This is a genomic window from Bradyrhizobium sp. USDA 4502, assembly GCF_054063355.1.
In genome coordinates, this window is the sequence record NZ_JBSSGF010000001.1 from 1,917,998 (window position 1) to 1,932,636 (window position 14,639).

Annotated in this window: 16 protein-coding genes and 1 pseudogene; 13 read left to right on the plus strand and 4 right to left on the minus strand. The window is 60.2% G+C overall.

Translation table 11 applies throughout. The annotated features are described in order from the left end of the window. The first annotated feature begins 272 nt into the window (after window positions 1-272). Window positions 273-494 carry a hypothetical protein gene (locus ACVW1B_RS08390; RefSeq protein ID WP_456821500.1) on the plus strand — a complete coding sequence of 74 codons (222 nt, stop codon included), beginning with the start codon at window positions 273-275 and terminating at the stop codon, window positions 492-494. Between the two features lie 381 nt (window positions 495-875). On the opposite strand, the gene ACVW1B_RS08395 is transcribed toward ACVW1B_RS08390, so the two are convergent. Together ACVW1B_RS08395 and ACVW1B_RS08400 are read right to left on the minus strand one after the other, a co-directional pair. After that, window positions 876-1,133 (minus strand): hypothetical protein, encoded by a 258-nt coding sequence (locus ACVW1B_RS08395; protein WP_456821501.1) that lies wholly within the window; start codon window positions 1,131-1,133, stop codon window positions 876-878. A 274-nt stretch (window positions 1,134-1,407) separates the two neighbouring features. Then, window positions 1,408-1,815, minus strand: coding sequence for a septal ring lytic transglycosylase RlpA family protein (locus ACVW1B_RS08400; protein WP_456821502.1), 408 nt, complete (start codon window positions 1,813-1,815; stop codon window positions 1,408-1,410). 680 nt (window positions 1,816-2,495) lie between these two features. Between ACVW1B_RS08400 and ACVW1B_RS08405 the strand changes: the two genes are divergently transcribed. Beyond that, the gene (locus ACVW1B_RS08405) at window positions 2,496-2,621 is read left to right on the plus strand and encodes a hypothetical protein (RefSeq protein WP_456821503.1); all 126 of its coding nucleotides are present in this window, start codon (window positions 2,496-2,498) and stop codon (window positions 2,619-2,621) included. 730 nt (window positions 2,622-3,351) lie between these two features. Next, on the plus strand, window positions 3,352-3,810 hold the full coding sequence (locus tag ACVW1B_RS08410; RefSeq protein WP_456821504.1) for a hypothetical protein: 459 nt from the start codon (window positions 3,352-3,354) through the stop codon (window positions 3,808-3,810). Between the two features lie 176 nt (window positions 3,811-3,986). Here ACVW1B_RS08410 and ACVW1B_RS08415 read toward each other — a convergent pair whose 3' ends face one another. Continuing rightward, on the minus strand, window positions 3,987-4,232 hold the full coding sequence (locus ACVW1B_RS08415) for a helix-turn-helix domain-containing protein (RefSeq protein ID WP_253609315.1): 246 nt from the start codon (window positions 4,230-4,232) through the stop codon (window positions 3,987-3,989). A 174-nt stretch (window positions 4,233-4,406) separates the two neighbouring features. Between ACVW1B_RS08415 and ACVW1B_RS08420 the strand changes: the two genes are divergently transcribed. The 9 genes and pseudogenes from ACVW1B_RS08420 to ACVW1B_RS08460 all read left to right on the plus strand — a co-directional run. Then, on the plus strand, window positions 4,407-4,949 hold the full coding sequence (locus ACVW1B_RS08420) for a hypothetical protein (protein ID WP_456821505.1): 543 nt from the start codon (window positions 4,407-4,409) through the stop codon (window positions 4,947-4,949). A gap of 210 nt (window positions 4,950-5,159) precedes the next feature. Then, on the plus strand, window positions 5,160-5,813 hold the full coding sequence (locus tag ACVW1B_RS08425) for a hypothetical protein (RefSeq protein WP_456821506.1): 654 nt from the start codon (window positions 5,160-5,162) through the stop codon (window positions 5,811-5,813). A gap of 15 nt (window positions 5,814-5,828) precedes the next feature. After that, on the plus strand, window positions 5,829-6,329 hold the full coding sequence (locus tag ACVW1B_RS08430) for a hypothetical protein (protein WP_456821507.1): 501 nt from the start codon (window positions 5,829-5,831) through the stop codon (window positions 6,327-6,329). A 103-nt stretch (window positions 6,330-6,432) separates the two neighbouring features. Further along, a complete protein-coding gene (locus ACVW1B_RS08435) occupies window positions 6,433-7,743 on the plus strand; it encodes a site-specific DNA-methyltransferase (protein WP_456821508.1) in 1,311 nt (436 codons plus the stop codon). Window positions 7,744-8,044: 301 nt separating this feature from the next. Then, window positions 8,045-8,464, plus strand: coding sequence for a DUF5681 domain-containing protein (locus ACVW1B_RS08440; RefSeq protein WP_456821509.1), 420 nt, complete (start codon window positions 8,045-8,047; stop codon window positions 8,462-8,464). 389 nt (window positions 8,465-8,853) lie between these two features. Further along, on the plus strand, window positions 8,854-9,603 hold the full coding sequence (locus ACVW1B_RS08445; protein ID WP_456821510.1) for an HpcH/HpaI aldolase family protein: 750 nt from the start codon (window positions 8,854-8,856) through the stop codon (window positions 9,601-9,603). A 31-nt stretch (window positions 9,604-9,634) separates the two neighbouring features. After that, window positions 9,635-9,877 (plus strand): hypothetical protein, encoded by a 243-nt coding sequence (locus ACVW1B_RS08450; protein ID WP_456821511.1) that lies wholly within the window; start codon window positions 9,635-9,637, stop codon window positions 9,875-9,877. Between the two features lie 111 nt (window positions 9,878-9,988). Next, window positions 9,989-10,765: a dienelactone hydrolase family protein gene (locus ACVW1B_RS08455; protein WP_456821512.1), complete on the plus strand. Its 777-nt coding sequence runs from the start codon at window positions 9,989-9,991 to the stop codon at window positions 10,763-10,765. Continuing rightward, window positions 10,762-10,885: pseudogene (locus ACVW1B_RS08460) on the plus strand (SOS response-associated peptidase); the annotation flags it as partial. The gene ACVW1B_RS08455 and the pseudogene ACVW1B_RS08460, both read left to right, overlap by 4 nt. A 1,186-nt stretch (window positions 10,886-12,071) precedes the next feature. On the opposite strand, the gene ACVW1B_RS08465 reads toward ACVW1B_RS08460, so the two are convergent. Then, window positions 12,072-12,383, minus strand: coding sequence for a hypothetical protein (locus tag ACVW1B_RS08465; RefSeq protein WP_456821513.1), 312 nt, complete (start codon window positions 12,381-12,383; stop codon window positions 12,072-12,074). Window positions 12,384-12,828: 445 nt separating this feature from the next. On the opposite strand from ACVW1B_RS08465, the gene ACVW1B_RS08470 reads away from it, so the two are divergent. Next, a complete protein-coding gene (locus tag ACVW1B_RS08470; RefSeq protein WP_456821514.1) occupies window positions 12,829-14,235 on the plus strand; it encodes an FAD-dependent oxidoreductase in 1,407 nt (468 codons plus the stop codon). Window positions 14,236-14,639: the final 404 nt, after the last annotated feature.

Here is a 14,639-nt window from a genome sequence, read left to right on the forward strand (position 1 = left end):
TATGAGCGCGCGGCCGTCGCACGACAGATGCGGGCGATGCGGAGCCGCAGATAGCGCCTCGATTTGGCATCGAACAAAACAAAGCCAATCGGAATGCTGCCCGTTGGCAATCTTGCGCGCACATTGCTGGCGCCGCGTACGATACCGTGCCCAAGGATGCGAGGCTCCCGCGTATCTGCCCAACGGGGGATAAGCATCGCGGCCGAACCGACTGGACTTGCGGCGCAAACGGAGCGTTCCTGCAATGCGAAGAGCAGGGAGGAGCGCATGCGATGGACGACGCATGGATCGAGCCGGCCATTACGGCCTGCCTTAAGAACGTTCACGCCAAGCTCAAGGAGGCCGAGCAGATTGCCAGAGCCGCAGCCGCCTGCGCCGAGATCGGTAGCGTCAGCGAGGGCGTGCGCGTCTCCATGGAGATCGAGCAATTAATCTATGACGCCGGGCGGCTCCAGGACGCGGCGTCTTTGTTGCGGACATTGCTGCGAGCCTGAGACCGCTTGACCTCGCAGGCCGAATTCGAAGACCTTCCTCATCCTTTTTTGTTTATCTATCTCAGCCCCTCATCGAATTTGGGGGCCTGCCGCAACGAAAATTCTAGTGACCAAATATGCGTCGCCTTGCGTCGGCGCCATCCGCACAGGACCATCCATCAGACTAGCAAGGATTGCGTTCTGTCCACCCCAAAATAGAAAATGGAAACGCGCTCAGCGAAGCAAAACCACGCTGATTGGAATAGATCTGGATTCGTTGTTGTTCGCGGGCAATCGCTCGGTTCCATGTCCTATTCAGCTGCATTTCACACCTGCTAGGGTCGGCGGGCGAGTCGCCAAAGTGGCATCCTGCTTGGGCCGTTCGCCTGGGCGTGGACACCGCTAGTGGCGCAAAGCGCCCGACGTAATCGGGTCCGACTTGTTGTCATAGAGAGCGAGCAACTCGCCGGCATTGAGATGGAGGTCGCGCAATTGCGCCTCGTTTAGCTCGGAACTCACCACAGCCGCCGAGCCGGCGCTCTCCTCCATCGCTATGCGGATGGCTTCCGCTGCATCCGCAACGGCGACGGCGTACGTGATGTGGCCGAAGTTGCCTTCGTCATCGAATGTCGCAACCAAGATCAAAAAGCCTGCCGCCATTCTGCAATATTCTATTCGCGGTTACAGTCCGCTTCATTGGACGGATACATCTTACCGCATCAAGAACTCTCAGGGGACGGACTTTCTATGGATCGAAAAGCACTGGGTGAACGATTAAACGACGTTCAACGAGACATCGTAGATGGTGCGTTTACGCAAGCGCAACAACTGGCTCTCATTTAGAGTGGGAGGGGCATGATAATCGGGGGACCAGACGCACATCCTCCGCTGATTGCTGCAGGTGTTCCCGTCGTGCTGACCTTCGCTCAGCGTGTCACAGCATACAAACCCACTGCGTTCGATTCATGCCAATCGCGCGAGCGGCACCGTGCGCCAGGTCAATGGTCACGCCGCGCCTAAACGGGCCTCGATCATTTATCACCACGGTGACAGATTTTCCATTCTGCAGATTCATTATCGTTACTCGCGAGCCGAACGGCAGTGTGCGATGTGCGGCCGTAAGCCGGTTCGAGTCGAATGTCTCACCATTCGCCGTCCGCCGTCCCGAGGTATAGAAAGTTGCGACGACGTGTTGCCCCGAACAGGCGCCGTGCGGCTTGGAGTGCGCGAAAAACCAAGCAAAGCCCCGACTATGGGCGGGCGTGATCGGCGCGCTCAGCCACGCCAGCGCCGGTCCAAAGGCATAAAGAAAATAGACGAGTTGACCTAACCGATTGCTCATATCGAACTCCCTCGGGAGGCGCGCAAGCTTCCGTACCGCGGATCATTCGTCGTGGCCGTGACTTCCTCGAGCTGAGAACGAGCTTGCTTGCAAACAACGGCTGCTAAACGTCGCGACCATAAAGGGCGCGGTCTTGACCTTGGAGTAGCCTTGGGGTGGCCAAGACCGCGCTTGCCTAGCGCTGGCGCGCAAGATGCTATCTCGGACTGGATCGGTTCGAAGTGTCGAAAGTCATATTTCTGCTCGCGGTCGCGGAAGCGACAGCTGCAGCAGGTGGCGAGTCTCCCGCCTGGAGGATCATGACGACGTGCTTCGGGACCGCGGGGGCATTCGGAGAATTGCGCTGGATCCGTTTTCTGATCGATGCACCAATGAAAAATTCGCGAAGGACCATCGGCTCCCGCGATCGGCGCACGATCATTTCCGCTCGAACGGTTCGATGCTGCTCGCGGGCTAAGAGGCCGCCGGCCCCGATGCTGCACTGGGGCTGGCTACTAGAAGAATTGGTACAGCATCGGGGCCATGCGCGAGCGCCCCCCCCAAAAACGTCGCCTCTGACTCTGTATCGGAAGGCGGCGGAATTGAGGTTCTGCGATGCAAAAAGACGGCGCTGGGCTTTGATCGCGGTTGGGCTACAACCGCGCTCTCGGGGCGACTCACAAGATGAAGTGGAGACTTTGATGCGATCACCTATCTATGTCGCGGCAGCCGCGCTTGCCGCCCTCGTCGCAGCGGAGCCGGCCGGCGCAATGCCCATCGGCCAAATGACGCCGGCGGTCGGCCCAACCAATGTCGAACGGGCTTAGTTCATTTTCGGCGGCCGCAATTATTGCTGGTACGACGATGCTTGGCGCGGTCCTGGATATTACTGGTGCGGTTACCCGTTAGCGAAGCCTTCTAGGTTTGCTCATCTCAGCGAGTCCCTTTGGCGTAATCCGGTAACGGACTTCGCCGTCGGTCTCTTGAACCTCGATCCATTCGTTGTGAAGCAAGCTCAGTTTCAGTTTTGGCCGATCGGGTAGGTCGGACGAGCGCATCCATGCCCCGTTCCGAAGATACTCTAGAAATTGCCGATGGCGCTGGTTGAAGGGCACGGCCAAGTCAAACCCAAATTGAATTCGCAATCGATCACGAGGTGAGAGTCATAAAATGCAATAAGGTCCCAAAACCCGTTGAGACGACAATCGCGATCAGCGCAATGCGGATTGGCGGCAATCCACCCCACGCCACGGAAAGCACTTTCAATAGAATCGCAGACGACGAGGAAAATGCATCGTAGGGTCTCGATGCCGACGCGTCTTGGCCCATTTGGGTCACGGGCCAATCCAGTCAAGAGAGATGCGCGCCATGACATCTCTCGGCGCGTCAGCTATGCGCGCCAGCCGAGCGCGCCGGGATAGACTTCAGGTATCGCGCGCAACCTCAAAAACAGCGACGTCTTCGCATTTCGCTCGGCCGTTGGACGTCCGCATTGACAATGATCGGGATAGAGACAACGTTTGGCGCAACGTGACATTGGATCGTGGTGCCACAACCATGACCCGCTCCGATCGGGCAGCTCATGGTCAGTTGATTGGAGCACGAGACCAAGTTTGCAGCACGACACCGATTTTGATGACCCAAGTTGTTTTCACCTGCACCGATTGCGGTGCGCTTTATTTTGCGGTGCAAGAGCAAAGGCGTGCCCCGACACCGCCTTGCGCGGAGTGCAATGCGCCGGTCCACTCATGGGAAGGCCAATTCAACTACACCCACTGGAGAAGGTTTGTCCCGCCCCGCAACGCAATCAGAGATCAGAGGGTGATCTTGACGACGCAAAGCGAGGCTGCCGATGCAGCGCAGGCGTTCAGGCTGCTGCTAGCCTTTCGCTCGATCCGCGACCGTGCCGTCCGACTTAGAATCGTCGAAAAGACTGAGGCCATGGCGGAAAACCAATGGCACCACGAAACGGCCGACAAGCATCAGCGTTGGCTGTCGGATACCAGCCTGCACTGATCATTTTCCGCCGATATCGGATGATCGTGCCGGTGCCTGGCATGTCGCGATGCCCGGGAGCGCTTAGCCTGCGCGTCGGTTAATGGCGCCGTAGCACGCGGTCGGCTTTGCGGTGGGTTGGCGATTCGCCGGATCGACGCCGATTGCGCGAGGTGGGCGGCGGGCTTGCCTCGCGCCTAGCGGCCTTTGCCACGTAAAAATTGCCTGAACAGCTTGGCGGGGTCGGCACCAAGGGCTTCGGCGATCGCGATGAACTCGATGACATCGAGCCGCCGCTCCACGCCCTCATATTTGGCGACAAAGGATTGCGGCTTGCCGAGCTTGTTGGCGAGCGCGTGCTGGCGGATGCCAGCCTTGTGCCGTACGGCGACAAGAAGCGCGATGAGGCGCCGATATTCGGCAGATTGAAGGGATTTTTGCATCGCCGCCGGGAGCTGGGGAAACGGGCGGCAGGCAATCTGATCCTGGATTCGGATTATCCCAAAAAAGGATAATCGTTAACCGTGATGGTCTACTCTCGCGGTATCCCCTCGACTTCGCGGCCGCGGCAAGCGAACTGCCGCGGTGAGGCGAAGGAGAGGCGGAGGGCAACGGGCATGACGCAAATGGACCTGCGGGACGACGTCCTTGGATTCGCGCCGACACACTCAGCGGATTCGAGCGCGCGCGAGAAGCTGGTGGAGCATCTTTTTCTGGGCGAATTATTGCGCGCGTTGTGGCTGAAGAACATCCGCGGCGTCGAGGTGTTACGACCGGAGGTGGACAGCGGCGGCTACGACCTCGCGCTGGAATTCCAGGGCGTGGTCCGCCACATCCAGCTGAAGTCCAGCCACCGCGATGCCAGGCGCGGTGCGATCACCGCCAACGTCAAGCTGTTGGACCGGCCGGCCGCCTGCATCCTTTGGATCTATTTCGACCCGGATACGCTGCGGCTCGGTCCGTTCTTGTGGTTCGGCGGCGCGCCCCATGAAAGGATCCCCGAGCTTGGCGGCAAGATCGCCCGCACAATCAAAAGTAGCGATATCGGAACAACCACCGCTGAGCGCGATAGGCTCTGTAATACCCAGGGAAGGCCGTGGGTGGGTTTGGCGCCGTCGGGGCACTCTGACAGGGTCAGAATCCTTCATATTCGGCTTTGAGCAACGTGCATCGGCTCCAGGGCCGGGACGGAGCGTTGGATTATTCGATCAAGAAATCAATGGGATAGCAGATTGCCGATTGACGCAGCTCGGTGACGCCGGTGCGGGATTTGCCATCCGCCGGATGAGCGTCGGGCGATGCGTGGTCCTGGCAAATGTTGGCACGAAGTATGCTGATAGTTGATGATATTCTTATTGGAGTCCCATCCCATGACAAAGTTGTCCCGCACGACGTCGCCCCAAGTGACCCAAGGCTCTGGGTTCGACAAGCCGGCCAAGCAGCGGATTGCCGAGGCCGCAGACCAACTGTTCCGGCGGTATGGAATCCGGATCCATTTGCTGATGATAGCCCAGCAGGCGCATTCGAATGTCGCGACCGTCACGAAATATTTCGGGCACGGCGAGCGCCTGATCGGCCAATTCGTAAGGTCGCTGATTGAGGAATCGGAGGATTACTGGCGCGAGGTCGAGGCCCACTATCCCGACGATCCCCACGCGCAATTGCGCTGGTGGATGTTCTACGAACAAGCGCGCATGACCGATCCGGTTCGGCCCGAGGCGCTGCTAGCTCGCACCGCGGCTGAGTTATTACGCGGTCCGCAGGTTGTCGCGTTGGCGGAGATCGCGCAGTACTGGCAGAAGGAGCGGCGCCGCGTCGTAGAGTTATGCGACAAGGCGGGCTTGCGCGAACCCAGGGCGCTGGGCGACAAGCTGCTCTTGTTGGTCCATGGCGCCCGCAACGAACGGGACGCCTACGGCCAGCACGCGCCGAGCCGGCTGCTGCACCAGGCAGGGGATGATCTCATGGTAGCGCACGGCGCGGCTCCGTTACCGCCGTTCGATTGGGACGATCTGGACGACTAGGGAGACCAGGCAACGATGGCGAAGGACGATGACACCATTGTTGTGTTCACCTCGGAGAGCCGACAGGAGATTTTGGGCAAGGCGGGCACTGGTGATTGGGTCCTCAGTCCGACGCGGGGCAACAGCTGCCGGTACGTCGTCTGTTGCCGCAACTCGGGCTGGAAAAACCGCGCGGACGGGATCGCGCACCGCGCCGCATTCCTGGTCTGCCGCATCGCGGGCTTGACGCGGTTTGATGCGAGCAGCAATGCGCGGGGGCAGGGGCGATTTCTGATCGGGATTTCGGACTATGCCGAGGTTGATTGTCCCGAGGTATGGCGCAGGGATGTGACCAACCCGGTTGGCTATAGCGCGCTGAAGACGATCGGAATCGACCCGCGGCGGCTGCAGTTCAAGCCGGTACAGCCGCCCTCGACCGCAGGCGAACGTCGACTAACGATTGCGGAGGCCAAGCAGGCTTTGGCGGTGACGTTTGGCGTAACGCCCGAGGACGTGGAAATCATCATTCGCGGCTGAACCGTTCGCTTAACCATTCGATCCATCGTTGGAGGATGCCTCACGAAGTATTGGCATAGTTCATGGTATAAATGAACTTTCCCGTGTTTTGGAGGCGTTTTCGATGACAGGTTTTCAGGTTGAGCAGCGTCCGATCGGCGAATTGAAGCCCAACCCGCGCAACGCGCGGCGGCACTCTGACAAGCAGTTAAACCAGATCGCGGCCTCGATCCGCGAGTTCGGCTTCAACAGCATCGTCGTGGTCGATGAGGACGGCTGCATCCTTGTCGGGCACGGCCGGGTCGCGGGCGCGCGGTTGGCCGGGCTCGAGACGGTCCCGGTGCTTCGGGTAACCCATCTAACCGAGGCGCAGAAGACCGCGTTTGCGCTCGCCGACAACAAGATCGCCCTGAACGCCGATTGGGACCTCGACCAGTTGAAGGGATTATGGCGGGAGTTGATGGACGCCGAGCTCAATTTCGACGTGGAGGTCACGGGATTTGGCACCGCCGAGATTGATCTGCTGGTCGACGGCCCGACCCAACCCGACAAGGTGGATCGCAGCGATCAGATCCCGGCGGCGGAGGCGGCCGCGGTATCCCGCCTGGGCGATCTTTGGATGCTGGGCGAGCATCGGCTGCTATGCGCCGACGCCTGCGACCGCGCGACCTATGCCGAGTTGCTCGGCGACGAGCCGGCGCGCCTGGTCTTTACCGATCCGCCCTACAACGTGCCGATCGACGGCCATGTCGGGGGGCTCGGCGCGGTCAAGCACCGCGAGTTCAAGATGGCCTGCGGCGAAATGAGCCCGAGCGAATTTCGTGGTTTCCTGGCAACGGTGTTTGGCCATCTGGCCGCCTTCAGCGTCGATGGTGCGATCCATTTCATCTGCATGGATTGGCGGCATCTCGACGAGGTTCTGGGGGCGGCGAGCGGGATCTATTCCGAGCTGAAGAACCTCTGCGTTTGGAACAAGAGCAACGGTGGGATGGGCTCGTTCTACCGCTCTAAGCATGAGCTGGTTTTTGTCTATAAGGTCGGGACCGCGCCGCATCTGAACACGATCGAGCTTGGCCGACACGGACGTTACCGCACCAACGTCTGGGACTATGCCGGCGTCAATAGCTTTCGGCCCGGCCGCGCCGCCGAACTCGACATGCATCCGACGGTAAAGCCGACCGCACTCGTGATCGACGCCATCAGGGATTGTTCGCGGCGCGGCGAGATCGTGCTCGATGCCTTCGCGGGCTCGGGTACCACGATCATGGCCGCGCACAAGGCGAGGCGCCGGGCGCGGGCGATCGAGCTCGACCCGCTCTACGTCGACATCGCCATCCGCCGCTGGCAGGCTTACACAGGGCAGGCGGCCTTGATGGCGATCACCGGCGAGAGCTTTGCCGATGTCGAACAGCGGCGCGGCGATCCATTGCAATAGCTGCGGTGAGGCAAGCGTGACGCAACTTGATCGCGGCGCGCGAGCGACCAAGTGCTGATCGCGTCGCGATCAAGATTTGATCAAATCCGATCGTTGCGATAAAGTGAATTCGCCTCGCGACGAGAGCTGGGTTGGGTTTGCTTTTTGCGAACCTTGCGTGATGCGGAAATCCAGCAGGTAGTCCGAAAATGACGGCGTGACGCCGGATGGGTCGAGTTTCCTGCAAGAGCAGGCTCGAAATATCCTCCGGAGTTGCGCCTTTCTTATTTGTGGCGCGGCTCCTTAGAAATGGAGTAGCGCAATGCCTCGCAACGAGTTGGGCCAGTTCGAAAAGGGGACGTGTGGCAACCCGCGCGGTCGTCCTCGCAAGCAGCCCTTGGAGATTTCTACCGAAAGACTGAGGCGCGAGTTCTTTGAAGCCGCCGAAACGCCGATCACCATCACGGAAAACGGAAGGCGGAAGACCATTTCGGCGCATAAGGCAATTGACATGCAGTTGATCCGCAAGGCTGTCGCTGGAGATCTGCGGGCAATCGTCGAATATAGTAAGAGGCATGAGCGATTCACGCTCGAGCACATTAAGCAGCAACTAACCAATGTCGAAGCGATTGCGAATGCCGAAGATCGGTTTCGCAAGTTTCCTGAAGACGTAACCGACGAAATGAGGTTGGCGGTAAAGCACCTGCGCGCTGAGCTCGATCCATACTTCAGCGTTTTCTGATCGCAACCTCAAAATCACGACACATTTCGCCTAGAGGGAAGTGCATTTCGCGCTCCCTTTTCGCTTGTTTGGGACTCACGGCCACCGACGCCTGTGTCTCTCGGAGGTGTTCAGCGAGCCGGAGCCCTTTTCGCTGTAGCCTTTGAGCTGCCCGGTCGGCGCAAAACTGGCCTGCCTTAGGCGCAAGCCGAAACGCCAATTTGGCCGCTGACGCGCTTTGCCGAGCGCGCGTAGGGTGCCCGCGCGGGTACTCCAAGTGGCCTGTGCCGAATTGCCTCCTGTTCTAGGCCGAAGATTTGAGCATAGGATCAGCCAGCCGCGACGCTCTGAGCATCGCGCATTTTTTGATCCGCTTGTTTCCAAACGTTCATTCGCTTCGGGGGCTTGAGATGTCAGAACTAACTCACAAAATCCGTACTTCGTTCATCTGCACAATTCCGTCGGCGGTGGTTACGCAGGCGCTGGCGCAGGCGGGCGCTGACACTGTCGTAATTGACCAGGAGCATGGTGCGATCGGCCCCGAGAACCTCCATGCAATGATCGCGTCAACTGCTGGCACCAACTGCCGCCCCATCGTCAGGGTCGGCAAGCGTGATGAAGCAATGGTGAAACTGGCACTCGACATGGGCGCTGCCGGTATCGTGTTTCCGCAAGTGAATACCGCGCAAGAGGCTTCCGATTGTGTCGCGATGACACGCTATCCGCCTCGCGGCAGGCGCGGCTTCGGTCCCTTCATTGGACATTCTCGATGGGGTGTGCCCTTTCAAGAGTATTTGCCGAAGCTCGGTGGCACGGTCCTCTGCAACATCCTGATCGAGACAAAAGGCGCGATCGACAACATCGAGGCGATCTGTGCTGTCGAGGGCATCAGTATCTTGGTCCTCGCGCCCTTCGATCTTTCGGTTGAGCTTGGCTGCCCCGGCCAACTCGACAATCCCATTTTCCTAAAAGCAGTCGAGATGTTCGAGTGGGCCACGACGGCGGCCAAAGTGCAGAGGAGCACTCTCGCTATGACGGAGCAGGAGGTCCAATCAGCCGTAGCGCGCGGATACTCTAGCGTAGGGCTGGGCTTCGACGTTTTGATGCTCAAGAGCGCAGCTACGGCTGCGGTCGGCTGGGCAAGGCAGTCTGCAATGTGAAACAAACATTGTGGCGGGGCGAACAAGGACCATGACCGACCCTGAGTGCAACAAGAACGTCTTCCAGCTTTGGAAGGAAGGCGGCGAGAAACTTCCATTCAAAGTGATCCGGTGGACTTGGAACCCCGAGAGCAGCGCCTTCCTTGTCGAGCGGATCGAAATTGGAAAGTGGCCTTACGGGAAGGCTTGGGGCCGATTTATCCGCAATGGGGTGCCGGAAGCGCCGCAGCAGCTAAACGGTGCGCGTTCATACCAGTGGAAGGTGGTCGCGTGACGGCGGCCTTCTCCTACCCGCGTAAGCGGAGCCATTTGGTGGCGCTGCGGACGACGAAGATTTCGGCGAGCAATCCGCCATCGACGTGGTGGCCGGGGGAGCGGTGAAATCATGGAGGCCGCGCCGACAGTTTCTGTTGCCGACGCGCCTGCGGGAACAGAGAAACTTGGAGCTGAGTGGATCAGCGTAGGTGTCCCGGATATCGGCAGTCTAATAGCTGCTGTGGCGCGGCCGACCGGCGATGGACCGTTTCCGACAGTTCTACTCCTGCACGGCAGCCATGGCTTCGCGCAGGAATATGTGCGTCTGGCGCAGGACCTTGCCCGTGCTGGCCTGTTAAGCGTGGCGGCGTGTTGGTTTCGCGAAGGCGGCGGAGCTGGACAGCGTTTCATTACTCCGATTGTCTGGCCTAAAGCGCCTCCGGTCCCCGATCCTTTGAGCGATCAGTCAATGCAAACGGTAAGCGCGCTTGTACGTACGGTTAGAAATCTACCGGATGCCCTGCCCAACCGCATTGGACTGTTCGGGCACTCTCGCGGGGGAGGAGCCGCGCTGAGCTACATGCTTCGAGCCGGTGATGTGCAGGCTGGCGTACTCAGTTCATCGCGGTATCCGCGACAACTTGCGGACCTCGCCTCCAGAATGACAGCGCCTGTCTTGATGCTCCATGGCACGGCAGACGGTCCCGGGGACGGAGGAACGGAGTTCACAAACGTCGAAATGGCGCGCAACTTTGAACGGGCTCTGTGTGCTGCTGGAAGGCCCGTTGAGGCGGTCTACTACGCGGATGGCCGACACAACGATATCTTCGCTCACTCAACTCGGTACCAAGACGAGCTTAAACGAATGTCGGCGTTCTATCGGCAACATCTAGTCGGAACGACATAGCCGTGTACAGCATCACTACAAACCAAGCCGCCATCGCCGCCCTGTTCCGCGTGGTCAACCGCTACGTCGGCAATCTCGGCGCCGATGCCGGGCGTCTTCCCGGACTATCCGGCACCAGTCTGAACTTGCGCGCAAGTGGTGATGAAGAACGCGGTGCTGCTGCATTGCCATTTCCGACCAAGAACCTGCCTATCGTCTTCGCGTGGGCTATGGGGCCGGGACGGCCTGCTAGAGCGTCCTACGGTCGGCCGTGATGGTCTCGACGCTTCCTTCGACAGCGAGACAGACCGGGGTTTTACGGAGACGCGATTATGAACGGGTTCACGTTCGCGCGGGGGATGACTGCTACATCCAGAGCGCTGGGGGATTTCAGGGGCCCAGCGACAGGGCGCCGCCGGGACACGATATTTTTAGCCCGACGGCGTATTTTTTCAGAGATAACCGGGGACGTTTTGGGCTTTGCGAATCCACTCGTCTTTATGCGTCGCCGAGCGCCTGCAAATTCGCGGCTTAGGTGAGCGCTCAAGTCCCGCTCTTAAGTCCCGCGGTCATCCTGCAGGCCGACCACGCCAGCTGCCTTGTCCTGGCGGGAATTTCTGTTGTTCCCAGCGAGCGCAGCCGGTTGCGCAGTCTTGGCTCCGAGTTCATGCCCTTCAGGCGCCGATAGAGCTTGCCGCGGAAATCGCGCGGCCCAGCGCTGTTCGAATTTTCTTTCGAGGTCCAGAGGGACAGTGCACATGACCCGGTTCGCCGTCATGCCTCTTGCCCGCTTTAACGTCCATCGGGCGCGAAAGGTCCTTATGACACAGGCGTGCAGGGGACGGTTCATGATCCGATCCTGATGCGTTTCCTCGCCGCTGTGGACAAACGGTGCATAAGCTCCGCATGAGAACAGAGGACGCTCGGATTCAGTCCGCTCCCAGGCGCGTCCGCAATGGAGCGCCGAGCGTCGTTGATGTCCGCGGGTCGCGGCAGCCAAAAACGCCACGGCACCGGACAATGGCCGCGAAAGCCTAATGGGTTATATGGCCTCGCTCACGGGCTCGTAGCCGGTTTCGTTCCCAGGCCGCCTTGATCTCAAACACCGCCACGACCGCGGCCCATAGAGCCAAACCCGCCACGCCCGCCATGAACACTGTCGCTTCGCTCATTGGACAAACCCGTTTTTGGACAAACCCATTTTGTGGCCCGCCGGTGAATCTTGAACAAAGCGCTAGGAACGCGCGCGCATGTTCCGCGCCGATTGATCGGCGCCGCTTTGGGTCGAAGTGTCTAAGTCAGAGCTCCGGACCGTCAGCTCGCCGTGTTAGTCGCAAATGCGCTCCCGGCGCGTCATCCTGCGGCCGTCGTCCCGTTCGCTCGTGGTGGTCTCGTAGTGGCAGCGCTGCCTTGGGCCGACGGTGACGCCGCCCGGGCCGACGCCAACCGTGGTATCGCGGTTGTAGCGGTCGTGGTCCCGGTAGTCGCGGTCTCTATAATAGCGGTCCTCGCGGTCCGGTCCGACCTGAACATCGACGCCTTGGGCGATTTTGACGCCTTGGGCTTTGGCCGGATTGGCAAACGATGTGGTTGTCAGCGCCGCCGCGGATGCCGCTAAGACAAGAGCGATCTTCAGCATATGGAATCCTTCCCTGAGCTCGAGCCGGTCTAACGCGAACGAACACCGAGCGTTCCGTGCCCAGGTTGCCGGAGGTCGAGGTAACCATCATCGCGAGCTCGACCGCGGCAACCGGAGAGCCTGGAGGAGGCGTGAGATCTTGGGTCTGCTGCGTCAGGATGGCTGTCCCACCTGCAGTCTTTGGATAATGTTCGCCTCGCGCCATACGCCTCCTGACCGGCCAGGACGCCAAGGCAAGCTGCGCAGAGCTTTGAACCTCCGGTTTGCCGCACCGACCCATGTCTTGAGTGCCATGTCTTGAGTGCCATGTCTTGAGTGCCATGTCTTGAGTGCCGTGTCTTGAATGCCGTGCCCCGCGTGTGCGGGTGTTGTCGTCTCGCCAGAGAACATGATGGCGAGACCGCGTCGCTGGCTCGAGCGCGACGGGCTTAAGGGGGGACGAGGAATGAGCAAGATCCTCATTTGCGGTGGAGGCGTGATCGGATTATGCGCCGCCACGATGCTCGGCCGCGACGGTCACCGCGTCACAGTCTTAGAAGCCGACCCGGCAGGTCTTCCGACGGCGCCCTCCGCGGGGTGGGAGGCGTGGGAACGCCCGGGAGTTGCCCAATTCCGGCAACCTCACAACCTCAGTTCGCGATTTCGGCTGATCAGCGACCAGGAATTACCGGGACTAACGGATGATTTGCTCCGAGCCGGTTGCGTTTGGGTGGACTATCTCGACAGTCTTCCGCCATCCATAACGGATCGGACACCGCGTCCGGGCGACGACGCGATCCGCTTCGTCACCGGTCGAAGGCCCGTGATAGAGTGCGCCGTGGCTGCAATGGCAGAAGCCGCGCCGAACGTGACTATCCGCAGGGGAGCCAAGGTTCGGGAATTGATCACGGGCGCTTCGGCGGTTTCCGGCGTGCCCCACGTCACGGGCGTACGCACTAGCTCCGGCGAAGAAATTCGAGCCGATCTCGTGATCGACGCCATGGGTCGGCGAAGCCCGGCTTGCGATTGGATGGTCAGCGCAGGAGCCCGTAGTCCGATCGAGCAAGCCGAAGACAGCAATTTCGCCTATTTTACCCGATATTTTTCCGGACAGCGGCGACCCCGCAGAATGGGCCGCGCGCTGACGCCGATGGGCTTGTTCTCGATCCTGACGTTGGACGGCGACAACGATACCTGGTCGGTCACCTTGTATACCTCATCGAAGAACAAGGCGATGCGAGCCTTGCGTGATACGACGACATTCCATCGCGTCGTCTCCGCGTGCCCGCGGCAGGCCCATTGGCTCGACGGCGAGCCAATAACGCCCGTCCTTCTGATGGCCGGAGTTATCGACCGGTACCGGCGGTTTGTCATCGATGGTCAGCCCGTCGTTACCGGGTTCGCCGCCGTAGGTGATGCATGGGCGTGCACCAACCCGTCCGCCGGACGGGGCTTGAGCGTTGGCCTTCTGCACGCACAGGTGCTACGCGACGCCGTCCGTCGACACATCGACGATCCCGGAGCGTTCTGCCGTGAATATGATGCCGAGACCGAACGCCTAGTCGGGCCGTTTTATCGAAACCAGATCGCCGCCGACCGCGCGCGTATCGCTGAAATGAATGCTTTGGAAGCGGGCACGCCGATGCCCGCACCCAACCCGGTCATGGCCAAGCTTCTCGTCGCCTCATCCCAAGACGCCGACGCGCTCCGTGGCATGATTGAAATCGCAATGTGCCTTGCGCTGCCCCAGGAGGTCATCGCGAGACCGAACGTGGCCGCGAAACTGGCCGAATTGGACGGCTATCCGCTGCCCCCGGACCCCAACATCATCGATCGACATCGGATGGCAGCGCTCTTGGATGGCTCTTCTTAAGCGCAGGTAGACCATCGTTTCGCGCCCAGCATTGCGCGCCGCTTCCGCCGATCCGGATGCTCTTGCTCGGTTGTGTGTGAAACGTCATCCGCAAACTGCCCCCCGTATGCGTCAATATCCGACCGTCGATCGCCACGAGCGAGCAAACAGGCCGGATCAAGCGATTTGTCGACCTGTTACGTCCCTGTTCAAGACCTGTTTGCTTCCTGTTCGGCGCCTGTTTGCCGCCTGTTGTGTCGGGCGCCCCGCGTCGCCGCGATGTGTCATAAGTTCCTAAAATCCTTAAGGAAACCGCGCCATCGTTCCGCTTTGCGCCAGTATTTGTTCGAGAAAACAGGAGCAAGGTCCGCGCAAGGAACGGACGGGGATTTCATCGCGTCTGCCGGCAAAAGGTGCCATCGCGA